This is a genomic window from Ruminococcus intestinalis, assembly GCF_014288065.1.
GTDB classification, from domain to species: Bacteria; Bacillota; Clostridia; order Oscillospirales; family Acutalibacteraceae; genus Ruminococcoides; species Ruminococcoides intestinale_A.
This window is the reverse complement of the sequence record NZ_JACOPS010000001.1, coordinates 394,719-419,379: the sequence shown is the minus strand read 5'-3', so window position 1 is coordinate 419,379 and position 24,661 is coordinate 394,719. Positions and strand designations below refer to the sequence as shown.

The 24,661-nt window shown below is 41.6% G+C and carries 21 protein-coding genes; all 21 read right to left on the bottom strand.

Features of this window, described 5'->3' with window-relative positions:
• Positions 1-42: 42 nt before the first annotated feature.
• Positions 43-1,665, bottom strand: a complete 1,623-nt coding sequence (pyrG, locus tag H8R91_RS02045) for a CTP synthase (RefSeq protein ID WP_022235519.1) — start codon at positions 1,663-1,665, stop codon at positions 43-45.
• A 3-nt stretch (positions 1,666-1,668) separates the two neighbouring features.
• Positions 1,669-5,721 (bottom strand): carbamoyl-phosphate synthase large subunit, encoded by a 4,053-nt coding sequence (gene carB, locus H8R91_RS02040; RefSeq protein ID WP_186934664.1) that lies wholly within the window; start codon positions 5,719-5,721, stop codon positions 1,669-1,671.
• Between the two features lie 57 nt (positions 5,722-5,778).
• Positions 5,779-6,858, bottom strand: coding sequence for a carbamoyl phosphate synthase small subunit (locus H8R91_RS02035; RefSeq protein ID WP_186934663.1), 1,080 nt, complete (start codon positions 6,856-6,858; stop codon positions 5,779-5,781).
• Between the two features lie 32 nt (positions 6,859-6,890).
• Positions 6,891-7,460: an ANTAR domain-containing response regulator gene (locus H8R91_RS02030; protein WP_186934662.1), complete on the bottom strand. Its 570-nt coding sequence runs from the start codon at positions 7,458-7,460 to the stop codon at positions 6,891-6,893.
• A 259-nt stretch (positions 7,461-7,719) separates the two neighbouring features.
• Complete coding sequence (locus tag H8R91_RS02025) at positions 7,720-8,526, bottom strand: ABC transporter ATP-binding protein (protein ID WP_186934661.1); 807 nt, start codon at positions 8,524-8,526, stop codon at positions 7,720-7,722.
• Positions 8,519-9,499, bottom strand: coding sequence for an ABC transporter permease (locus tag H8R91_RS02020; protein WP_022235514.1), 981 nt, complete (start codon positions 9,497-9,499; stop codon positions 8,519-8,521). Before H8R91_RS02020 ends, H8R91_RS02025 begins: the two co-directional genes overlap by 8 nt.
• Positions 9,500-9,578: 79 nt before the next feature.
• Positions 9,579-10,589, bottom strand: a complete 1,011-nt coding sequence (locus H8R91_RS02015) for an ABC transporter substrate-binding protein (protein WP_186934660.1) — start codon at positions 10,587-10,589, stop codon at positions 9,579-9,581.
• Between the two features lie 170 nt (positions 10,590-10,759).
• Positions 10,760-14,281 (bottom strand): DNA polymerase III subunit alpha, encoded by a 3,522-nt coding sequence (locus H8R91_RS02010; RefSeq protein ID WP_186934659.1) that lies wholly within the window; start codon positions 14,279-14,281, stop codon positions 10,760-10,762.
• 2 nt (positions 14,282-14,283) lie between these two features.
• A complete protein-coding gene (gene xseA / locus H8R91_RS02005) occupies positions 14,284-15,498 on the bottom strand; it encodes an exodeoxyribonuclease VII large subunit (protein ID WP_186934658.1) in 1,215 nt (404 codons plus the stop codon).
• 52 nt (positions 15,499-15,550) lie between these two features.
• Positions 15,551-16,489: a Kae1-like domain-containing protein gene (locus tag H8R91_RS02000; protein WP_186934657.1), complete on the bottom strand. Its 939-nt coding sequence runs from the start codon at positions 16,487-16,489 to the stop codon at positions 15,551-15,553.
• A complete protein-coding gene (gene nusB, locus H8R91_RS01995; protein ID WP_022235509.1) occupies positions 16,489-16,962 on the bottom strand; it encodes a transcription antitermination factor NusB in 474 nt (157 codons plus the stop codon). The genes H8R91_RS02000 and nusB overlap by 1 nt, the downstream gene beginning before the upstream one ends.
• Positions 16,963-17,030: 68 nt before the next feature.
• Positions 17,031-17,579 carry a SpoIIIAH-like family protein gene (locus tag H8R91_RS01990; protein WP_186934656.1) on the bottom strand — a complete coding sequence of 183 codons (549 nt, stop codon included), beginning with the start codon at positions 17,577-17,579 and terminating at the stop codon, positions 17,031-17,033.
• Positions 17,580-17,586: 7 nt separating this feature from the next.
• Positions 17,587-18,036 carry a SpoIIIAG-related protein gene (locus H8R91_RS01985; protein WP_022235508.1) on the bottom strand — a complete coding sequence of 150 codons (450 nt, stop codon included), beginning with the start codon at positions 18,034-18,036 and terminating at the stop codon, positions 17,587-17,589.
• Between the two features lie 12 nt (positions 18,037-18,048).
• Positions 18,049-18,522, bottom strand: coding sequence for a stage III sporulation protein AF (locus tag H8R91_RS01980; RefSeq protein ID WP_186934655.1), 474 nt, complete (start codon positions 18,520-18,522; stop codon positions 18,049-18,051).
• Positions 18,519-19,670 carry a stage III sporulation protein AE gene (locus tag H8R91_RS01975; RefSeq protein ID WP_186934654.1) on the bottom strand — a complete coding sequence of 384 codons (1,152 nt, stop codon included), beginning with the start codon at positions 19,668-19,670 and terminating at the stop codon, positions 18,519-18,521. The genes H8R91_RS01980 and H8R91_RS01975 overlap by 4 nt, the downstream gene beginning before the upstream one ends.
• A gap of 10 nt (positions 19,671-19,680) precedes the next feature.
• The gene (locus tag H8R91_RS01970; protein ID WP_022235505.1) at positions 19,681-20,073 is read right to left on the bottom strand and encodes a SpoIIIAC/SpoIIIAD family protein; all 393 of its coding nucleotides are present in this window, start codon (positions 20,071-20,073) and stop codon (positions 19,681-19,683) included.
• A gap of 9 nt (positions 20,074-20,082) precedes the next feature.
• Positions 20,083-20,277, bottom strand: a complete 195-nt coding sequence (gene spoIIIAC, locus H8R91_RS01965) for a stage III sporulation protein AC (protein ID WP_022235504.1) — start codon at positions 20,275-20,277, stop codon at positions 20,083-20,085.
• 10 nt (positions 20,278-20,287) lie between these two features.
• Entirely contained in the window at positions 20,288-20,785 is a 498-nt protein-coding gene (locus tag H8R91_RS01960) for a stage III sporulation protein AB (RefSeq protein WP_186934653.1), read from the bottom strand.
• A complete protein-coding gene (locus H8R91_RS01955) occupies positions 20,775-21,725 on the bottom strand; it encodes an ATPase, T2SS/T4P/T4SS family (RefSeq protein ID WP_186934652.1) in 951 nt (316 codons plus the stop codon). Before H8R91_RS01955 ends, H8R91_RS01960 begins: the two co-directional genes overlap by 11 nt.
• A 226-nt stretch (positions 21,726-21,951) precedes the next feature.
• Positions 21,952-23,934, bottom strand: coding sequence for an NAD-dependent DNA ligase LigA (gene ligA / locus H8R91_RS01950; protein ID WP_186934651.1), 1,983 nt, complete (start codon positions 23,932-23,934; stop codon positions 21,952-21,954).
• 70 nt (positions 23,935-24,004) lie between these two features.
• Complete coding sequence (locus H8R91_RS01945) at positions 24,005-24,580, bottom strand: hydrolase (RefSeq protein ID WP_186934650.1); 576 nt, start codon at positions 24,578-24,580, stop codon at positions 24,005-24,007.
• Positions 24,581-24,661: the final 81 nt, after the last annotated feature.

The following is a 24,661-nucleotide window of genomic DNA, read 5'->3' as shown; positions in this document are numbered from 1 at the left end:
GGTTAGTGACAAATAATTGCCAAAACCAAGAAAATTCCAAAATCACTTATCAAGCGAAGCCTTAATAAACTCTCTGAAAAGTGGATGTGCTCTGTTAGGACGGGACTTAAATTCAGGGTGATACTGAACACCGATGTAGAACTTATTGGCAGGAATTTCAACTGCCTCAACGAGCATACCGTTAGGTGATGTACCTGTAATAATCATACCTGCCTTTTCAATTTCTTCTCTGTAATCATTATTAAATTCATAACGATGACGGTGGCGCTCCTGTACTTCAGGCTTACCGTAAGCTCTTTCCATAATTGAGCCTTTCTTGATAACGCAAGGATAAGCACCGAGGCGCATTGTACCGCCCATATCTTCAATACCGAGCTGTTCGGGCATAAGGTCGATTACATTGTGCTTGCCCTCCGGAGCAAACTCACCGCTGTTTGCATCCTCATATCCGAGTACATGCTTAGCAAATTCAATTACTGCTGTCTGCATACCAAGGCAGATACCGAGGTACGGAATATCGTGCTCACGAGCATATTTGGCAGCCATTACCTTACCTTCAACACCTCTGTTGCCAAAGCCGCCCGGAACAAGAATACCGTCAACATCGCCTAAAAGGTCATCTGCCGAATACTTTGTGATAAGCTCACAGTCAACCCACTTGATTTCAACATCAGCGGAATTTTCGTAACCTGCGTGACGAAGTGCCTCGGCTACTGAAAGGTATGCGTCGTGAAGAGCAACATATTTACCGCAAAGAGCAATTTTGCATTTCTTTGAACGGTTATTGATTCTTTCGAGCATTTCTTTCCACTCTGTAAGGTCAGGTGTTTTGTCTGTAGCTATGTTAAGTTCACGGCAAACTACATTTGAGAAGTTGCTCTCTTCAAGCATAAGCGGTGCCTGATAAAGAGTCGGAAGTGTAATGTTCTCAATTACACAGTCAGGCTTTACATTACAGAACAAGGCAATTTTCTTAAAGATACTCTCTTCAAGCGGTTCGTCACAACGAAGAACAATAATATCAGGGTTGATACCGAGTGAACGGAGTTCCTTAACCGAATGCTGTGTCGGCTTTGATTTATGCTCTTCACTGCCCTTAATATACGGAACAAGTGTAACATGAATGAAAATACTGTTTTCTCTGCCGACTTCAAGCGAAACCTGACGGATTGACTCAAGGAAAGGCTGGCTTTCAATGTCGCCTACTGTACCGCCGATTTCTGTAATTACAATATCGGCATCAGTCTTTTCACCTACATTGTAAATAAAAGACTTAATTTCATTTGTAATGTGTGGGATTACCTGTACTGTTTTGCCGAGGTAATCGCCGTGACGCTCTTTTTCAAGTACATTTGAATAAACCTTACCTGTTGTAAGATTTGAATACTTGTTGAGGTCTTCGTCAATAAAACGCTCATAGTGACCGAGGTCGAGGTCGGTTTCTGCGCCGTCCTCAGTTACATAAACCTCGCCGTGCTGATACGGGCTCATTGTACCCGGGTCAACATTGATGTACGGATCAAGTTTTTGAGCGACTACCTTAAGGCCTCTTGCCTTAAGGAGTCTGCCGAGAGAAGCTGCTGTAATACCCTTACCAAGACCGGATACTACGCCGCCTGTTACAAATATATATTTTTTAGCTTTTTTTTCAGTATGATTAGCCATAAATTATACCTCAATCTCTCCTTCAAATACTTTTTCGGCGTTACCTGTCATATATACGGTTTCGTCTGTGTAATTGATGACAAGGTCACCGCCCTTGAGCTTGATTTTAATATCGTCGCCCTTTTTGCAGAAGCCGTTTTCACAAGCCGCAACAGCTACCGCACAAGCGCCTGTACCGCAAGCCCATGTTTCGCCTGAACCTCTCTCCCATACTCTCATCTTGATTGTATGGTCGTCAAGAACTGTAACAAATTCTGTATTAACTCTCTCCGGGAAGAGTTTATCGTTTTCAAACATAGGACCAATCTTTTCAATGTCAAGATTGTCAATGTCATCCATAAATACAACGCAGTGTGGATTACCCATAGATACGCAGGTAATGTTATATTCCTTGTCGCCGATTGTAACAGGCTCGTTTACAATCTTGTCCTTATTCATTGCAACAGGGATTTCCTTTGGATCAAGAATTGCCTTGCCCATATCTACTCTAAGGCTTGTTACCTCACCGTTGGTTGTGTAAGCCTTAAGGCTCTTGATACCTGAAAGGGTTTCAATTGTGATTTCGTCTTTCTCCTTGTAATCAACCATACCGTGGTCATAGAGGAACTTACCCACGCAACGGATACCGTTACCGCACATCTTGCCCTCTGAACCGTCAAGGTTGTACATCTTCATCTTAGCGTCAGCAACCTTAGATGGGCAAACAAGAATAATACCATCGCCGCCGATACCGAAGTGTCTGTCTGAAAGTCTTACAGAGAGAGCCTCCGGATTGTTGATTTCCTGATCAAAAGTGCTGAAATAAATATAGTCATTACCGATGCCCTGCATCTTTGTAAATTTAAGCATTTCTTTTTCATCCCTCATATGGTTAATATCTATAAGCTCTGTACTGTGCTGTGAATAATGGCTCTTAAGGCAATCCGCAAGTGCGTTTGCGGTATCAAGAGCTGTAAGACAAGGAATGTTTCTCTCAACTGTCTTTCTGCGGATTTTAACAGAATCTCTTGACGGAATTCTGCCCTTTGCGGAAGTTGAAATTACATACTGAATCTTACCCGACTCAATAAGTGTGAGTGTGTTGTCTGTCTTGCACTCGTGAATCTTCTTTACGGCAACAGCGTCAATACCGTATTTCTTAAGTACGGCTGCTGTACCCTCTGTAGCATAAATCTTAAAGCCGAGGTCATAATACTTCTTGGCAATTTCGCCGATTTCTGCCTTATCGGAATTACGAACAGTAATAAATACACCGCCGTTTTTCTTCATCTTGTAACCTGCACCGATAAGTCCCTTATAAAGAGCCTCTTCAAGAGTGCCTGCAACACCGAGAACTTCACCTGTTGACTTCATTTCAGGTCCGAGGTGGTTATCAACATTGATAAGTTTTTCAAAGCTGAATACCGGAACTTTTACTGCAATGTAAGGGCTCTTTCTGTAAAGACCTGTGCCGTAACCCATATCCTTGAGCTTTTCGCCGAGCATTGCTCTTGTAGCGAGGTCAACCATAGGTACGCCTGTAACCTTACTGATATAAGGAATTGTTCTTGATGAACGGGGATTTACCTCAATTACATAAAGCTCATCGTTATAGATAAGGTACTGAATATTTACAAGACCCTTTGTCTGTAACTCAATAGCAAGGTTCTTAGAACTTTCAATGATTGTCTGTGTCATCTTGTCAGAAATATTCCAAGCAGGATATACAGCGATTGAGTCACCGGAATGGATACCGGCTCTCTCAATATGCTCCATAATACCCGGAATGAGAATATCCTCACCGTCACATATAGCGTCAACTTCAAGCTCTGTACCCTGTAAGTATTTATCAATAAGGATTGGGTTCTCTATATTCTGTGCAAGAATAATAGCCATATACTCCTTAACATCAGCCTCGTTAAATGCGATAATCATATTCTGACCGCCAAGTACATAAGACGGACGGAGAAGTACAGGATAGCCGATTGTTTCGGCAACCTCAAGAGCCTCATCGGTTGTCATAACCGTTACGCCTCTCGGACGCTTAATGTGGTATTTCTCAAGGAGTTCGTCAAAACGCTCTCTGTCCTCTGCCATATCAATGGCATCATATGAAGTACCGAGAATATTAACACCGCAGTCGCTCATATGCTTTGTAAGTTTGATAGCTGTCTGACCGCCGAATGCTACTACAACACCGTATGGCTTTTCTGTATTGATGATACCCATAACATCTTCTGTTGTAAGCGGCTCAAAGTAAAGTCTGTCGGCAGTGTCGAAGTCGGTAGATACGGTTTCAGGGTTGTTGTTTACGATAACAACATCATAGCCTGCCTTTTTAAGTGCCCATACGCAGTGAACCGACGCATAGTCAAATTCGATACCCTGACCGATTCTGATAGGGCCTGAACCGAATACGATAACTGTCTTTTTATCTGATTTATTATTTTTAATAAACTCTTCTGCCTCGTTTTCCTTATCAAAGGTTGAGTAGAAGTAAGGTGTCTGTGCCTCAAATTCAGCGGCGCAGGTATCAACCATTTTATATACAGGCAAAAGGTTCTTTTCGCATTTCTTACCTGTAATAGCCTCAATAGTTCTGTTAAGGAATCCCATTTTCTTTGCTCTGTAGTAGAGGTCATCTGTAAGCTCGCTGTTTTTAAGCTCATTCTCAACAGCAATGATATTCTTGAGTTTCTCCAAGAACCACTCGTCAATAAGTGTAACTTCGTGAATCTGCTCTACAGTAATGCCTCTCTTGAGTGCCTCATATACGCAGAAAATTCTCTTATCATCGCAAACGCTTAATCTGTCGTAAACAGACGCATTTGAAAGTTGAGCAAATTCCTTATCATCGAGTGTATCGTGAGAAATCTCTGCACCTCTTACAGCCTTCATAATAGCCTGCTCAAATGTAGGAGCAATAGCCATAACCTCGCCTGTTGCTTTCATCTGAGTACCGAGTGTGCGGTTTGCATATACAAATTTATCGAACGGCCATTTTGGGAATTTAACTACAACATAGTCGAGAGCAGGCTCAAAGCAAGCGTATGTTGTACCCGTTACGGCATTCTTGATTTCATTAAGTGTGTAGCCGATAGCAATTTTAGCCGCTACCTTTGCAATAGGATAACCTGTTGCCTTTGAAGCAAGAGCCGATGAACGGGAAACTCTTGGGTTTACCTCGATTACGGCATAATCAAATGTTTCCGGATTAAGTGCGAACTGGCAGTTACAGCCACCCTCTACCTTTAAGGCAGAGATAATATCGAGCGCCGCACTTCTGAGCATCTGATACTCTTTATCTGCAAGAGTAACGGTAGGAGCAATAACGATACTGTCGCCTGTATGTACGCCGACAGGGTCAAAGTTCTCCATTGAGCAGACAGTAATAACATTGCCGTCGCTGTCACGCATTACCTCAAACTCTATTTCTTTCCAACCCGAAATACATTTCTCTACAAGAACCTGTGTAATCGGTGAAAGCTCAAGACCGTTTGAAGTAATCTCTCTTAATTCTTCCTCATCATTTACGATACCGCCGCCTGTACCGCCGAGTGTAAATGCAGGACGAATAATTACAGGGTAGCCGATTTCATCTGCAAATTTTACCGCAGACTCAACATCGTTTACAACGAGTGACGGAATAACAGGCTGTCCGATTTCAAGCATTGTGTCCTTGAACATCTGTCTGTCCTCTGCCTTGTCAATTGTTTCGGGATTAGCGCCGAGGAGCTGAACTCCGTATTTATCGAGGAAACCTTCCTTTGCAAGCTGCATAGAAAGTGTAAGACCTGTCTGACCGCCGAGTGTGGAAAGAAGGCTGTCGGGACGCTCTTTTTTAATAATTCTTTTAACTGTTTCAAGTGTAAGCGGCTCGATATAAATTTTATCAGCCATTGCATTATCTGTCATAATGGTAGCAGGGTTAGAGTTTACGAGAATAACCTCAAGTCCCTCTTCCTTAAGCGCACGGCAAGCCTGTGTGCCTGCGTAGTCAAATTCAGCAGCCTGACCGATTACAATCGGACCCGAACCGATTACCATAACTCTTTTAATGTTGCTTTTAAGTGGCATAAAATCATTCCTTATCCTTATTTAAAAATCAAATTCGTATATAAATTATGGATAGTTTTATTTGTTGTTTTTCATCAAATCAATGAAACGGTCAAACAAAAACGCTGTGTCGTGCGGACCGCCGCAAGCCTCCGGGTGGAACTGAACAGAGAAAGCAGGCATATTTGTATACTTAACACCCTCACAAGTATCATCATTGCCGTTTACAAAACTCTCTACAGCATTTTCAGGCATACTGTCGCTTACAACAGCATAGCCGTGGTTCTGTGAAGTAATGTAAACTCTGCCTGTTTCAACCTCTTTTGCAGGTTGGTTAGCTCCTCTGTGGCCGTATTTAAGTTTTTCTGTCTTAGCGCCCTGGCTAAGTGCCAAAAGCTGATGTCCTAAGCAGATACCGAATGTAGGAATTTTATATTCGCAAAGCTTTTTAAGCTCGGCAATAATTGCAGTGTTGTCCGATGGATCTCCCGGACCGTTTGAAAGCATAATGCCGTCAGGATTCATAGCTTTAATCTGCTCTGCTGTTGTATGAGCAGGTACTACCGTAACATTGCAGCCACGCTTAACAAGCTCTCTGCCTATGTTGTGCTTTGCACCGAAATCCATAAGAACAACATTGAGGTCGCCGTTTTCAGCTTTGAATTCTTCTTTTTCGCTGATTGTTGTGCTCTCTACAGCCTGTTCGATTTTATAAGCCTTAATCTCTGCAAGCTCTTCTTCGGTAACTTCGCCCGAATAAGCGATTTTGCAGTTAAGCACACCATACTCACGAACAATTCTTGTAAGCGCTCTGGTGTCGAGTCCGTAGATGCCCGGAATATCGGACTCTTTTAAAAAGGTGTCAAGATCGCCCTCGCAACGGAAGTTAGAGGGAGCTTGGCACCATTCTCTTACAATATAACCTCTAAGTGAGGGCACTTTGCTCTCGAAATCAGAGGGAATTACACCATAGTTACCGATTAAAGGGAAAGTCTGAATAACCACCTGACCGAAATAAGAAGGGTCGGTGAGTGTTTCAAGATAACCGGTCATAGCTGTAGTAAAAACCAATTCTCCCATAGTTTCTTTTTCTGCACCAAATGATTTGCCCTCGAAAACAGTTCCGTTTTCAAGTATCAAATATGCTTTACGGCTCATAAATACACATTCCTTTCAGAAATTTTGCATAATTAGTTTTCGTAAGTTTTAATAACCTGCATTGCAATCTGCATTTTGCTCATTCTCATATCCATCGCCTGTTTTTCAAGGTAGCGATGTGCTTCCTGTTCTGTCATATTAAGGCAGGTAATAAGCAGAAGCTTGGCTCTGTTTATTATCTTCATATCCTCCACAATATGGCGGAGCTTTTCATTTTCCTCGTTTACGGTCAACATTCTCATTCTGAAACATTCCGTAAACTGCAAATAGTGATGAAACAAATGCTTATTAATAGGTTTGGCTATTACAAGCACACCGTGCTCGGTCAAAGCATCGTTTACATCGTCTGCGTTTTTTTGAGGAACAATAATAACCACGCTTGAACGGGTTACTCTCGCAAAATGCACGGAAAGCTCAATACCGCTTTCCTCTGCAAGAGGTGCATTAATACAGATAAGGTCAAACTCATCGTTCTCAACAAGTTTTTTTGCTGTTTTAGAATTTTCAGCAATAGAAATCTGCGTAAAATACTCAATTTTAAGCAGCTGTGAAAGAGCCTCGGCACTTTGCACAGAGTGAGAAATAATTAAAGCTTTTTTCATAACCTTATCACCTCAGTCACTTATCTTCAACATCATATTTTACAAGATTTCGGAGTATTCTAATTTACATAAAGGAATTATAATATATTTTTTTATTGATTTCGACAATTACAATTCTTGTATCGCAAAATAGTTACATAAAAATTAAAAAATGATGAAAATTATAAAGTATTTACAAAAAGGCTGTTTCATTTGTGAAGATGAAACAGCCCCGTTGCTGTGAAATAAAATTTTAATCAAATTTGACAAAAGTAAAATCTTATTTTTCGCCTTTGCTCAAAAGCATTCTGTCATTTTCAAGTTTAGAACCGCTCGCCTTTTCAAACTTCTGCAAGAGGTCGTCAACGGTGAGTTTTTTCTTTTCTTCACCTGAAATATCAAGTATAACCTTTCCGTTGCCCATCATAATAAGGCGGTTACCGTGCACAATCGCATCGTGCATATTATGTGTAACCATAAGGGCTGTAAGGTTATTTTCGGCAATAATCTTATCGCTCAGTTCAAGCACCTTTGCCGCAGTCTTAGGGTCAAGCGCCGCAGTATGCTCGTCAAGAAGCAAAAGTTTAGGCTTATTGATTGTAGCCATTAAAAGGGTGATTGCCTGACGCTGTCCGCCCGAAAGAAGACCTACCTTTGATGTCATTCTGTCCTCAAGACCGAGTTCAAACTGCTTTAAAAGTGTTCTGTATTCTTCTTTTTCGGATTTCTTAACGCCCCAGCTAAGACCTCTTTTCTTGCCTCTTCTTGCCGCAAGAGCAAGGTTTTCCAAAATTTCCATATCGGCAACAGTACCTGTCATAGGGTCTTGGAAAACTCTGCCGAGATACTTTGCCCTTTTATGCTCGGGAAGTCCCGTTACATCTACGCCGTCAATAAGAATCTGACCGCTGTCAACAGGCCATACACCGGCAACGGCATTAAGTGTAGTTGACTTACCCGCACCGTTGCCGCCGATTATTGTACAGAAATCGCCTTCGTTTAAGTGAAGTGTTACACCGTCAAGTGCAACCTTCTCATTTATTGTGCCTTTGTTAAAGGTTTTGTGAATATTAATAATATCAAGCATTGTCACTGCCTCCGTTTGCCTTGTTAGCCTTTAAATTCATTTTAGCTACCTTTTTAAAGGAGGTTTTACTCTTCTTTTGTAAATAAGGTACTGCAAGGAAGATTGCAACTATAATTGCTGTGAAGAGCTTTGTATCGTCTGTCGGCATCTTGAGCCAAAGAACAATACCCATTGCAATATAATAAAGAATACCGCCCACAATAACGAAGAGCATTTTTACAACAAAGTTCATACGCTTACGGAAGATAGCCTCGCCGAGGACTTCACCGATAATAACTGCGGCAAGACCGATTACGATAGCGCCTCTGCCCATATTGATGTCGGCAAAACCCTGGTACTGTGCAAAAAGTGAGCCTGCAAGAGCAACAAGACCGTTTGAAAGCGCAAGTGCAATTACTTTTGCGACATTGATATTAATGCCCTGTGCCTTACTCATAGCAGGGTTTGAACCTGTTGAACGGATTGTAGAGCCCTGTTCTGTTCCGAAATACCAATACATAGCCGCAATAACAATAGCCGCAATTCCGAGGGCGATGATAATTGATAAATTAATATCGCTTGCGGAAATTACAAGCGCATAGTTTCTGTAGCTGATAGGAAGATTTGACCTTCCCATAATGTTCAAGTTGATTGAATAAAGCGCAATCTGCGTAAGAATACCTGCAAGAATATCGGGAATACCGAGCAAAGTATGTAAAAGTCCCGTTATAAGACCTGCCGCAATGCCCGCAAGAATAGCAACTATAAGCGCTACCCATACAGAACAGCCGTTAATAAGCATAACAGCGGTAACCGCACCGCCTGTTGCAAAAGAACCGTCAACGCTAAGGTCGGCAAAATTCAAAAGTTTGTAGGTAATAAAAACACCAAGACCCATAAGTCCCCAGATAATACCCTGCGCAATATTACCCGGCAAAGCCGCAAGAAAGTTTGCAGGATTAAGAGAACCGAAGTATTCTGCTAAAAATTCCATAAAAACCACCAATACATAAAAGATTGGGGTGTCGCTTTCACGGCACCCCACCGTTTTTTAATTTATAAATTAAGGATTATTACTCCTCAATAGCCTCGTAATCGTCAGGAATTGTAATTCCGTAAGCATCGCAACGGCTCTTTACATATTTCTTGGTAACATTAGGAGCTGACTCAACTTTTAAAGAAGTTATATCGGCACCGTTTACAAGAATATCATAAGCCATATCGCCTGTTTTCTGACCAAGTTCATAGTAGCTGATAGAAAGTGTTGCAACACCGCAACCCTTACAAATACCCTCTTCACCTGCGATGATAGGAGTTTTTGCAGCTGTTGCAGTATTGTCGATAATACCTGTATTTGAAGCCGCTGTGTTATCTGTAGGAATGTAAAGAACATCGCTTTCGTCACAAGCTGTCTTTGCTACAGCCGCAACATCGTTTGAATCTGCAAATGAATATGTCTTTACAGTGTAGCCCGCACTCTCAAAGAAAGGTGTGATTGTATCACTCTGATATTTTGAGTTAGCCTCTGCCGAGCAATAGAGAATACCGATTGTTTTAGCGTCAGGGAAAAGTTCCTTGAGCATATCAGCCTGCTTGTCAAGCGGAGCAAGGTCTGTTGTACCGGATACATTCATACCCGAAACGCCTGTCCACTCTGCCATATCAAGAGCTGTGCCGTAGTCTGTAATCGAAGTACCGAGAATAGGAATAGACGGTGTTGCCGTGTATGCAGCCTGAAGAGCCGCAGTACCGTTACCGAGAATAAGGTCATAATTTGAAGAAACAAACTGGTTACAGATTGTAGCGCAAGTAGCCGAATCGCCCTGTGCGTTCTGCTCGTCAAACTTAACCTTGTCTGCGCCGAGTTTTTCAGTAAGAGTGTCTTTAAAGCCCTTAGTTGCGGCGTCAAGAGCCTCATGCTGAACAAGCTGACAAATACCGATATTATATACTTTGTTTGCGTCTGCCTGTGAAGGAGCAGCTTTTGAAGTTGTTGATGAAGTACCGCCTGTACAGCCTGCGAGTGCAGCTGTTACTGTAAGCGCTGCTGTTGCGGTTGCCAAAATTCTTTTTGTCATTTTCATAAAAATTTGTCCTCCCGTTTTCACTTTAGCACTTAAACAAACATATGCTTTAAAGTTTTTATGCGTTAAAGTGAATATCATATATAGTATTATATACCTATTAAACGAATTTTGCAATAGCTAAAAGGTAAATTTATATGTTTTCGATAGTGATTTTATAAAGAATTTGTTTATTTTACCGCTACATTTTCATCACCAAGCTGATGTTTAAGCTCTTTTATCATAACATCATTAAGGCTCACCCACATATTTGCAGGGGCTTTTACCTTGCGTTTTGAATCGGTAAGATAAAAAATAATCGGTGTTCTGCCGTCGAAAATATCCGTAACTCTCTTTGCTCGACGGTACATATCCGTATTAAGGTCATCAATCCTCAAATAAAGTGCCTGCGGTACATAAGGCTTTTGATATGCGCTTTTATGTTCTGCCGCTGCCCTGTTTTGTTCGTAATTTGCGGCAGACATATTTTTACATTCCTCATTATTAAAGGCTTTTGCAATGCTGTCACAAATTATTTTCGGTTCTTCGTTTTCTTTAAAATTCAATGTGCCTTTTATAATAACGGGTATGTTTTCATTTAAAAGAATAGTGCTTTTTTCATACACATTCGGGAAAACAACCGCTTCCATTATGCCGTACTTATCTTCTATATTTATAAAAGCCATAAGTTTGTTGCTTTTGGTAAGTTGAGTTTTCACTTTGGAAATAATACCTACAATCAGCACTTTCTTGCCGTCGGGATAGCGTCCTGTTTCGTCATTTATAATTTCGCCTATTCTGTCGGCTTTCATTCTCTCGGAATAAAGGCTGTAATTATCTGCAGGGTGGCCGCTTAGGTATATGCCTGCTATTTCCTTTTCCATTCTCAAAAGCTCATCAGTCGAAAATTCTTTCAAATCAGGCAGTTGGGGTTCTGATGTAGCCTTTGTACTGTCGTCACCCATATCAAAAAACGAAAGCTGTCCGCCTTGATTCTTTTTAGCCTCATATTCAACATCGTCAAGCACGGTTTTGCTTATTGCAAGCAGTTGTCTGCGGTTAGCGCCAAGTCCGTCAAGCGCACCGCACTTTATAAGACTTTCTATAGCACGGCTGTTCATATTTTTGCCGCAAAGTCTTTTACAAAAATCATAAAGGCTTGTATAAGGCTTTAATCTGCGCTCTTTAATTATCTGATCAATAAAAGCTCTGCCGAGATTTTTGATTGCAAGCAATCCGTAGCGTATATTGTTACCGCTGACAGTAAAGCCGAGATCGCTTTCGTTTACACTCGGAGGCAAAACTTTTATTCCGAGCCGCTGACATTCGCCTATATATGCTGCAAGTTTGTTTTGGTTATCAAGCACACTTGTGAGCAATGCCGCCATATACTCCTGCGGATAATGACATTTTAAATATGCGGTTTTGTATGAAATCATAGAATATGCCGCTGCGTGTGACTTATTGAAAGCGTAAGAAGCAAAACTTTCGATTTCGTCATAAATTGAATTGGCGATTTTCTCGTCAATACCTCTGCGAATACAACCGTCAACAATTACTTTGCCGTTTTCATCTGTAATGCCGTGAAGAAAAATCTCTCTTTGCTTTGCCATTTCTGCGGCTTTCTTTTTACTCATGGCACGGCGAACAATATCCGCTCTGCCAAGACTGAAACCTGCAAGCACTCTTAAAATCTGCATTACCTGTTCCTGATAGACAATACAGCCGTAGGTAACCTCAAGTATAGGCTTTAATAACGGGTGCTTATAGGTAATGTGCGATGGATTGTGGCGGCAGTCGATGTAACGGGGAATACTGTCCATAGGTCCGGGTCGATAAAGCGAAACCACGGCGATTAAATCCTCGATCGAATCGGGCTTTAGTCGCATAAGAACATTTTTCATACCCTGGCTTTCAAACTGAAACACACCCTCCGTATTGCCTTGAGAAATCATAGCAAAAACTTTTTCGTCTTTATCGTTTATATTATCGGGATTGTACTCGGGATGATTTTTTCGTATCTGTTTATCCGCATAGTCAATTACCGTAAGATTGCGAAGTCCGAGAAAATCCATTTTGAGCAAACCGAGCTCCTCAAGTGTGGTCATGGTAAACTGTGTTACCACATTGTCATCATTTTTTGAAAGCGGAACATAATCAGATACGGGACGGTCGGTAATTACTACACCTGCGGCGTGCATTGTAGCGTGTCTTGGCATTCCCTCAATGCTCTTTGCAATGTCAAGCAATTGCTTTGTCTGTTCGTCCTCTTCATAGCGATGTCTTAATTCGGGACTTGCCTTGAGTGCGGAATCTATAGTAACCTTTAATTCCATAGGTACAAGTTTGGCAACCGAGTCAACGGTGGCATACGGAATTGCAAGCACTCTGCCGACATCTCTTATAGCACCTCTTGCCGCCATAGTACCGAATGATATAATCTGCGCAACTCTGTCCGTGCCGTATTTACGCACTACATAGTCAATTACTTCTCCTCGGCGCTCGGTACAGAAATCGACATCAAAGTCGGGCATACTTACACGCTCAGGGTTTAAAAATCTTTCAAAAAGAAGATTATACTTGATCGGATCAATCGCTGTAATTCCTATGCAATAGGCGCAAAGCGAACCTGCACCCGAACCTCTGCCAGGTCCGACGGGGATTTTTTCACTCTTTGCATACTGTACAAAATCATTTACGATAAGGTAATAATCGACAAAACCCATTTTTGAAACAGTTGCAAGTTCGTATTCAAGTCGGTCAATCAAAGACTTATCGGGATTTTCTCCGTAATGTCTGTAAAGACCCTCATAGCATTTTCGGCGAAAATACTCGTAATGATCTTCGTTATTCGGCACATCAAATCGTGGCAGTTTACGCACGCCGAACTCAAACTCAACATTACAGCGGTCGGCAATTTTCTGTGTATTATCATATGCCTGCGGCAGATTTGGAAAGAGTGAGCGCATTTCTTCCTCTGTTTTAAGGTAAAACTCGCTCGTTTTAAACTCCATTCTGTCCACATCATTTACCGTCTTATTGGTCTGGATACAAAGCAAAATACTGTGCGTATAGCTGTCCTTTTTATCTATATAATGGCTGTCGTTTGTAACCACAAGTTCGGCGCCGATTTCTTCGGCAATGCGAATAAGCTGCGGATTAATTCGTTTTTGCTCCTCTATGCCGTGGTCCTGAAGTTCTATAAAAAAGTTATCCTTACCGAAAAGCGATTGATAAAAAAGAGCCTTCTGCTTTGCTCCGTCATAGTTTCCGTCAAGCAGATTCTGCGGAATTTCACCGGCAAGACAGGCAGAAAGGCAGATTAGACCCTTGTGATATTCTTTCAAAAGCTCATCGTCAATTCTCGGCTTTGAATAAAAGCCCTCGGTAAAACCTTTTGAAACAAGTTTAATTAAATTTTGATAGCCCTCGTTATTTTCGCAAAGCAGCACCATATGATAATACTTTTCATACGCCGAAGTTTTGTCAAAACGAGAGTGCGGCGCAACATAAACTTCACAGCCGATAACAGGCTTTATCCCCTGCTTTTTACAGGCACGGTAAAAGTCAATGACGCCGTACATTACACCGTGGTCGGTAATGGCAAGAGCGGTTTGTCCCTTTTCCTTTGCCGATTCCACAAGTTTGTTTATTCTGCTTGCTCCGTCAAGCAAGCTGTATTCGGTATGATTATGAAGATGTGTAAAAGCCATAGTTATTCACCACATACCTTTGCGTTTATTTTACCGTCACTCAAAATAACAGTGAAATCGTCGCCGTCTTTAAGCTGTTTTGATGAGGTAATGATTTTTTCGTCCTTTTCGGCGATTGCATAACCACGATTCAATACATTAAGCGGATTCAAACCGTCAAGTTTGCCCTTTGCGACAATAAGCTTATTTTCTTTATCAGAAATATAAATATTCATAAACCGTGTCAGCTTTTCGCTCTTTGCCGAAAGCTGTTTTTCAAGCTGTTCCGCTTTGAGCTTTGGCGATGACGCAGACATTCTCCTCTGCTGATTTTCAAGTCTTAACTGCGCCGTTTTTATCTTTCTGTCAAGCATAGCTGATATATATTGCTTTTGCTTAAAATAGTAAGACATAAGCTCCTGCCTGTCGGGTACGGCAAGTTCTGCCGCGGCAGACGGAGTAGAGGCACGAACATCGGCGACAAAGTCACAGATAGTAAAATCTGTTTCGTGTCCCACACCAGAAATTATGGGAGTTTCGCAATTATAGACCGCATACGCAAGTTGTTCGTCATTAAACGCCCATAAGTCTTCGGCAGAACCGCCGCCTCTGCCTATGATAACCACATCGGCAATCTTGCTTGCACTGAATTTATTTACGGCACGCACAAGCTGCTCGGGCGCACTTTCTCCCTGAACAAGCACAGGTGCGAGCACTATATCCGCACTCGGAAATCTTCGTCTGATAATATTCGTTATATCCTGAACCGCCGCACCCGTGGGAGAAGTTATGACGCCGATTGTTTTAGGAAATTTCGGCAGCGGCTTTTTATGCGCATTGTCAAACAGTCCTTTTTGAGCAAGGCTCTTTTTAAGCTGTTCAAAAGCAAGCGTAAGCGCACCCACACCGTCTGGCTGCATATCTTCAATATAAAGCTGATACCTGCCGCTCGGCTCATATACAGAAATTCTGCCACGACAAATTACTTTCATTCCGTTTTCAAGGCGGAACCTAAGTCGTCTTGCGTTGCCTGCAAACATAACGGCACTTATAACTGAATTGCTGTCTTTAAGCGAAAGGTAAATGTGACCGCTGCGTTGGTGCACGGTAAGATTAGAGATTTCACCCGTTACAAGCACAAACTGCAAACTGCCGTCATTCTCGATAATTGACTTTATATAAAAATTTATTTGTGAAACAGAAAGCACTCTCGGCTTTTGAATCTGCGGTGAATACATCTCTTTACCTCCCGCTGATGAAGTATTTTAATATTTTACACTTATAATCGTCTTAGATTTCCGTATATTTCTTATATGCCAAATACGCAATACCCGCTGCGTTATCGGCGGAATATTCGGGTTTTGCAAATGTAGCGCCGAATTTCTCGGTCAGAGCATTTCTTATAATGGAATTTGACATTACTCCGCCCGCAAAAATCACAGGCAAATTGCCGAATTGCTCGAACAATTTTTCAGTCATTTTTTCAAGCGTAGCCTGAATAAAAGCAAGGCAAAAAGCAGCGATTTTTTCTTTGCTTTCGCCGTTATCAAGCATTTTTTTACACTGATTTTCAAGTCCGCTCAAACAGCAATCGGCGCCCTTAAGAGTAGGACGAACTTTGAATTTTTCTGTATTATTAAGCGCAAGCTGTTCAAGCTGCGGACCGCACGGAAATTTTAAACCGAGCATAAGCCCCACTCTGTCGACTGCCTGTCCGGCATTTAAGTCAAGTGTTTTTGCAGCCTCTTTAACGGCAAACGAGCTTGTACTGCCCTTTGCGAGCACCGCCTCCGTTGTGCCTCCGCTTATATGAAATGCTAAAAATTCTTTTTCAAACAAATCTTCTCTTGCGGCTGAAAACAGTGCTACGGCAATATGCCCCTCCTGATGTGAAAATGTCAGGAGAGGCTTTTTTATTACTGCCGATATAATTCTTGCTGTGTTTTCTCCAACCGTAAAGCACGGCATATATGAGCCGTCAACCGGACGGGGGCGTGTTGATACGCCTAATGCAGACACACCCGACAAGTCAACTTCCTTTGCAATGTCCTCAACAAGAGTGTGAAGCTGTTGTGTGTGATGAAAAACCGCATCGCTCTGTCTTAAGCCAAGCTGTCCCTGTTTTACGGGCAAAAGCTGCTTTCGCTGCAGCATTTCGCCGTTTTCGCTGTTATATACCGCAACCGAAGTTGTGTAGTTAGAGGTATCTATACCAAGGAAAAGGCTCATTACTTTTCTCCGTTATCTCTTACAAATGAGCCTAATATTCCGTTGACAAATCCGCTCTCGTCAATAGTGTACTTCTTTGCAAGTTCTACCGCCTCGTTGATTGCTACGCTTGCGGGAACATTGTCAAGATACTTGATTTCATACACTGCAAGTTCAAGGATTGCAAGCGACGGCTTTGAAATTCTTGAAAGAGTCCATCCTTTTTTTAGATAGCGTGAAATAATCTCGTCAAGTTCTTCTTTAGCCGATACAATACCCTCAACTTCTGCCTGTGCAAGTGCGCTTACTCCGCCCATAAAGAGTTCCGAGCTGTCCTGCACCATATTGTCGACAGATGTGTTTGTAAATGACTTTGAAAATAAAAGCATAAATACCTGCTCACGCTGTTCGGAGCGTGTAAGTTTAATCTGTACTGCTTCGTTTTCATTTTCTTCTGTTACTTCCTGAGAAGTTACATTTATCTCTTCAGACATATTATCCCAACTTTACAATAAATTATCAGGATAATTATATCACATAAAATTTTGATTGTAAACTATATTCACGCACCTACAACAGATATTGCGTCACTTGCAATTTCATAGTGCGTTGTTACGGCATCGTATATTGACAAAACGGTGTTTTCGTTAAGCTCGTTTTTCGGAACTATAACGGTTACACCCATATCGGTTATACAGCAAAGGCAATCGGAAAAGCCTTTCGCTTTCACAATGGTTTCTATGGTATCCTGCGTTGTAAAAAAGCTGATGATTCGCTCTACATTTTCTTGCGCCTCGGTAAGCTCCGTGTCTGAACTCGAGTCGGAATCGAGTATCTCCTCCGCATCATCAATTACCTTGTCTTGCGTGTTCTGCCTTTTAGTGCGTTCGGATGCAAAGAAATCCTGCTGCTCTTTCGATAGTGCCATTGCAGTTGCCGCCTCGTCGGAGGTTGCTGTTTCCCCGACTGTTGCATTTACATATGACGCTGCCCCCAGCTCCTTTGCAGGTGAAGTTGTACGAGCCTGCGAAATCTGATAGTTTATGTAAACCGCCGTTGCCAGAGCAAGTACAAGTGATGTCATTACAATATGTTTCTTCTGAATTTTCATAATACCTCTACCTTCGTTCTGTTAATTTTGTAACACATACCTTTGCCGATGAAATATCCAGTGCCCTTGTTACCGCTTGTGTGACCGTTTGTGTTACGACAGGATCATCTCCGCCCTCGCACACAACAAGCACACCGCGGATAACAGGCTGAATTTCCTTTGTCTTGGTGGTACTGTCCTCAAGATATACATATTCGACCGAGTTTTCTATGGTAAGAAGCACCTTTGTTTCTCCGCAGCCGCTGATACTTGAAAGGATTTTTTGCAAATCGCTTTCAATCTCCGTGCTGTAGGTAGTAACCGAAAAGCCCTCGGTTTCCGTTTTTTTATCGGTATTAATTCCCGAAATTGAAGAAATAAAAATAAGTGCTATTCCGATAATACCGATAATTACTATAATTTTTCTTGCTTTGTCACTTTCAAACAGCTTTTTTATTCCGTTTGTTTTTTCTTCCATAGCTTTGCACCCTTAAATAAAAGTTATTCTCGGATATGCTCCGAAGCTTTCAAAAACAATTGAGCCGATTTTATCTTTCCGGCTTTTATATTCATTACTCATATATATGCTGATGTCACCGATAATTATGCTGTTTGACTGCGATTTTGCAAGTACGATTTTACATTCGGATATTTTTATGTTGTTTTGAGCAAGCAGGTCGGTAAGGCTTTGTTCAAGATTGTGTTGTGCCTGTTTAATCACAACATTTGCGTAGGCTTCGTCGGAAGTGGAAACTTGATCTTCGCTGTAATCAACAGGTTCGGCATCAAAATCTATAGAAGAAATTGCCGAGGTTATCGGCGAAATAAGACAGCATACCATAAACGCACCGATTACAAGGGCAACGGTTTTTTTGGTAGTACCCTCGGGTACAAATGCCGACAGCAGACTGCAAATAAGAGCACCGGCACAAACTGTTATAACCGCAGAAATCATACCGCTCATATTCCGCCGCCTCCCATCAAAAGCACAAGTGCAGTTGAAATTATGTAAACCGACATAATGCACAATACAATTGCAAGCAAGGTTGAAAGCACGGTACCGACACCCTCAAGCAAATCCTTTACCTGATTTATGCCGAGTATCTCCGCAAGTAACTTTCCTGCCGATAAAGTAAATATCCACAAAAGGCTGTTAAGTATTATAGGCAGAAACACAAAAGCAATAGATACTATAACAAAAATTCCAAGTCCCGATTTAAGCAAGTTTACACTGCCCTGTACGGTTTTGTATGCATCTGAAAGCGCTGAGCCTACTATCGGAATAAATGAATTTAAAGTAAATCGTACGGCTCGTGTAGAAACATCGTCAACCGAGGTTGTTATCATCTGCTTAAAAGAAAGTACGGCTGTAAATACAGTCATAACAAACCCGAGTACCCATTTTACGGCTTTTGAAATTATTGAAGTTATACCCGTAAGTTTTGATTCCGAGCATACGCTTGCCGTTACTGATACACCGAGAAACATATTAAGAAAAGGAACTATTACCTTTGAGCTTAGTTGTCCCACTCCCTCTCCTGCGCCGATCATCATTGCGTAATATGACGCACCGCTTACAGCGTGTCCCGTGCTCGACATAATCATAACCATTACAGGCACAAATGCAAGCATAAAACTTGATGCCGTTTTTACTACCGTTGACATATCTGAAATTACTTCAATTACGGGGAGTGCAGCCGTACAGGTAGCACACAGTACGGCTGCTATGCCAAGTGAGGAGGAAAGTTCACTTGAAAGCGAATTTTTGTACGAAGATAAAAGCGAGCATATAAGCAAGAGTGCGGTAAGCGAGATTACCGCTTTTAACGGCCCTGCGCTGTTTTCGCCCGCAAGTTTTACAATTTCATTCACAACTTCTCCGAACGAAATCTGCGAAAGCTCATTGCTGTCTATGCCGTTTATCCCTATATTTTCAAGGCTCTGCTTTACATCGTCAGACAGGCTGTCATATAAAGCAGAGGTATCGTAAATGCTGTTAATATCATTTGTTGTACTTTCGGTTTTGGCTGTTGTATCGGCTGCAAATACAGTAATCTGCGACAGAAAAACAACCGCAATCACAACTAAAAACACCGCTGTTTTTTTCAACATCAACACTCCTTCAGGAGTTTTCTACAAGTGACACCACTGTATTTAAAATTTCCGTATAAAGCGGAAGTGATGTTACCATAATCAATATTTTACCTGCAAGCGTAACATTTGTTGCTATTGCCTGCTGTCCCGACTCCTTACATACACTGACGGCAAGCTCTGTTACAATGCATATTCCTATTACCTTGAGCAATATTTTTATATACTCAATATTCATATCAGACGCTGCCGCAATTTTATTTACCGTCTGCAAAATCGCAGCCGCAAACGAAATTACGGCTGTAAGCAATATTACACCGCAGGCAATTGAAAGCATAAGCGAGATTTCACCGTTATGCTTTTTTATTGCTACGGCAGAAATTGCAGATACAATTGCGACAGCGGCTATAGTAATAATATTCATACTTTATTCCTAAAAGCCGAATAACTGCTTTATCGTGTTAAACAAGGCGCTTATCTGCGTGACAATCAGAGTAAGCACAACTATAAGACCCGCAAGCGTCGTAAGCATTGCCTGTTCTTCTCTGCCGCTGCGTATGAGCACCTGACACAACACGGCTACAATTATACCGATTGCAGCTATTTTAAAAATCAGTTCAACATCCATAGCTATCCTTTCAGATTATAACAAGTGCGGCTGCCGTGCCGACAAAAAATCCCATAGTTTTGTAAAGCCGTGATTTTTGTTTTATTTCATTTTTACTGTCATCAAGATGAGCGTTCGCAAGCCCTTTGTAAAGCTCAATATGTTTGAGCTGTCCCTCTACATCGGTTATGCCGAGTTTTTCTCCGAATGAGCATAAAAGCTGTTTATCCTCGTGCTTTAAAGCGTAACCGACGGAAATATCCGCTACCGCATTTTCCCATTTTTTAAAAAATGTACCGTCGTATTTTTCGTACGCACCGTATATTGCTTTTCCGAATCTGTCTTCGCTTTTGGAAAGAATAATCGAAAGTTCATCTGTACTGTAGCGAATATTTGTCGCAAGAGTATCGAGGAAAACCAAAAAGTCATTTATAAAATCTCTGCGTTTGTACAGCCGTTGGGCTTTTTTAAATCCCATAAGAGTTGTTGCGCTCACAAGCAAGATACAGCCGATAATTTTAATTACCAAATACATCACCGACTCTCATAATCTTGCTCACTCTGCCGGCAGACGCTCTGTTATCAAGGAAAACAAGGGTTTTAAAGCCGCCGCAGGAAACGAGTTTACGGACATTATCTTTTCTTCTAAGTTCGTCAACGCTTGAACAATGCAAGGTAGAAATAAAAGATACACCCGAATTCACGGAATATTCCACAGCGTCAATATCTCTCTGCGTACCGATTTCGTCGCAAACAATAATATCGGGCGACATACTGCGTATAGCCTGAATAATTCCGCTCGGTTTATCGTAAAGGTCAAACACATCACAAAGTCCGATGTCATTTTGCAGGATACCCGAGGAAGTGCCCGCAAGTTCTCCCCTTTCGTCAATCAAAGAAATTCTCTTGCCGTATTCGGTCGAGAGTATTCTTGCCATATCCCTTAAGAGCGTGGTTTTGCCCGTGCATGGCGCACCGCAAATAAGCACGCCGCCAAAGTCGGGATTAAGAGTGTCAATAATAGCTCTTGAACACTCTTTATGCTCTCTTGCAATTCTGATGTTAATTGACGAAATATCACGGATATTTATTACCTTGTCACCCTCACAAATTGCCGTACCGCAGATACCCGCTCTGTGACCGCCGTGCATTGAAACAAAGCCGTTTATAATTTCACTTTGTTTTGAATATACCGAGTAATTGCAAATGTTGTGAAAAGTATCCGTAAGGTCGCCACGGCTGACTGTAAGCATTGAGCCGTCAAGTATAGTGTTGGTAAGCCCGCCCTTTTCCGTAAGAAAATATGTAGTCTCCGGGCAAACAACCGCTACAGGTCTGTTTACACGCAATCGTATTTCCTGCGCAGTATCGCAGAATTTTTGCGACAGCGGTAAAATTCTCTGATAAATATTCTGACTTAGCGAGCGTATGGCAAGTACAAACCTGCCCTCATTATTAAGACTTGTCATTTTTATCGTCCTTTCCTTGGCTTTGTTAATATGTATGCAGACAAGCACATAAAAAGAACAAGGTTTAAATATTTTTTGAATGATAGATTGTAAGTAAAAACAAAGAACTATCCTACTTATGTAAGATAGTCCTTTGTGTTATAGTCATATATTTTGCGGACAGTGCAGTCCCCGTGATAATAGCTACAGTTAATTTATTTTTAGGTTAGCGCATTTCTTATTAAATTCATTCAGCAAGCATATTTAATAATTCTTCTTCAGAGATAACGGTAATGCCGAGCTGTTGCGCTTTTGTCAGCTTACTGCCTGCGTCTTCGCCCGCAAGAACATAGTCGGTTTTTTTAGATACGGAAGAGCTTGTTTTTCCGCCGTTCTGCTCAATCAGTTTGCCTGCCTCACTTCTTTTCATAGTCGGCAGAGTACCTGTAAGAACAAAGGTTTTGCCCTCAAAAATTCCGCCCTTTTTCTTCTGTTCGGACGGTTTCATTTCAAGTCCGAGTTCTTTCAGTTCGTCAATCAGATTTTTTGTGCTTTCGGCAGAAAAATAATTCACTACGCTTTCCGCCATAATCAGGCCAAAGCCCTCTATTGCGGAAATATCCTCTGCTTTTGCATTCATAAGGTCATCAATATTCGCAAAATTTTCGCATAAAAGTTTTGCGGCTTTAAGACCTATATTTCTGATGCCGAGTGCAAAAACAAGGCGATATAATTCATTGTGTTTTGATTTTTCAATTGAATTAATAAGATTTTGCGCAGATTTTTCGGCTTTTCGGTCAAGGGCTGTTATGCTGTCAACCGTTAATCTGTAAAGGTCGGCAGGAGATTTTATCAGTCCCTCATTCACAAGCTGTTCAAGCACAGCAGGTCCGAGGCCGTCAATATCCATAGCATCTCTGCCTACAAAATGGATAAGGTGTCGCATAAGCTGAGCAGGGCAATCGGTGTTTGTACAGCGAATAGCAGCCTCATTTTCGTCACGCACAACAGGAGTGTGACATGACGGACAAAGTTTCGGAAACTCAAAAGGCACCGCATTTTCGCCGTGTTCTTTTACAGAAAGAACCTCCGGAATAATCTCTCCGGCTTTACGGATAATTACCGTATCACCTACGCAAATACCTTTTTCATCTATAAAATCTTTGTTGTGGAGCGTTGCACGGCTTACTGTCGTACCTGCAAGAAATACAGGTTCAAAAATTCCGACAGGAGTAAGCACACCTGTTCTGCCGACATTTATTTCAACTTCAAGCAATTTTGTCGCCTTTTCTTCGGGCGGATATTTATATGCCTCCGCCCATTTCGGATATTTTGCGGTACTGCCCAATAATTCTCTTGTTGCAAAATCATCAACCTTTACAACCGCACCGTCAATCGCATAATCAAATGTACCTCGCATATTTCCTATACGCTCAATTTCTTCAACAGCCTCTTGCATATTCTCGAAAATATTATAAAACGCAGTCGGAAATCCAAGCTCGGTAAGGTAATCCAAACCCTGATGATGACTTGTAATTTCAACGCCCTCGATTTGTTGGATATTAAATACAAAAATATCAAGTTTGCGCTTTGCGGTAATCTTAGAATTTTTTTGCCTTAATGAACCTGCGGCGGCATTTCTTGGATTTTTAAACGGCTTTTCTTCGTTATCTTCCTGTTCCTTGACAAGTTCGTTAAAGCTGTCAAAAGACATATAAACTTCGCCACGCACCTCTAAAAATGCAGGCGCATTTTCAATCTTTTTCGGGAGTGAGCGTATTGTCATAAGATTATCCGTAACATCTTCACCGACTGTTCCGTCACCTCTTGTCGAACCTCGAACAAATACACCGTTGCGATACTCGCAAGATACGGAAAGACCGTCAAATTTTGGCTCAACAACATATTTTACATTCGGAGCAACCTCACGCACTCTTCTGTCGAAATCAAACAATTCCGAGCGAGAAAAGCTGTCGTGCAAACTTTCCATCGGCACTGTGTGAGTTACGGGAGAGAATTTTTCTCCACGCTCGCCGCCTACTTTATTTGTCGGCGAAAGCGGTGACTTGAGTGTAGGAAAATCGTTTTCAAGGTTTTCAAGCTCACGCAAAAGCATATCATAATCGTAATCGGAAATTTCGGGATTATCGAGATTATAATAACGATTATTGTGATACTCAATCGCCTTTGTAAGCTCTTTTATTCTTTGTTCTGCCAAAATTATATCCATAAAATCATCCTTATTTAACATTCCATAAAACAAGCGGTGTTATATGCCAAAAATAAAGCAAAAATGAAAATTACTTGTTTACTGCCGAAGTGCCCTTTTCTTTCAAATATGTTGATTCAAGGTCTGCAAGGTGGAGCTTTACGGCAAGCGGATAACGCTCGTATGCAAGAGAAATTGAATTGCTGTTTTTATCACCAAACTCTCCCATATGCCAACGGATTGCCATTGCCTCATCAATCTTTAAGTGCATTTTGCGCTCAATAAGAAAAACCGATTTTTCGCCGTGACCGTACGGGAATTGGTCGTCAATTGCATAATAAGGCACTTTTTCCCATGCGCCTGTCTGCTCGTTTTTTACATTTCTTGACGAAACCTTGTAAAACTGCGCCTTGCATAAATCGTGCAAAAGTCCGCAAATGGCAAAGCTCTCGATATTGTCGGTTTCCTCGTCATAATGCTTTTCCATCATTGTATTAAACACGCTGACAGAGTGCATTACAAGTCCGCCCTCGCAGGCACAATGATATTTCGTACTTGCAGGAGCAGTAAAAAAGTCTGTGCGCTTGAGCCATTCAAGTAATTCTTCTGCACCGTTGCGTGTTATGTACTTTGTATAAATCTCAATAAATTCTTCTTTTGGAGTCATTTTTATCGCTCCTTTTGCGGTTTATTATATAAAATAGAACAAAAGGGCATCCCTATAATGGAATGCCCTGTTTAATAACAA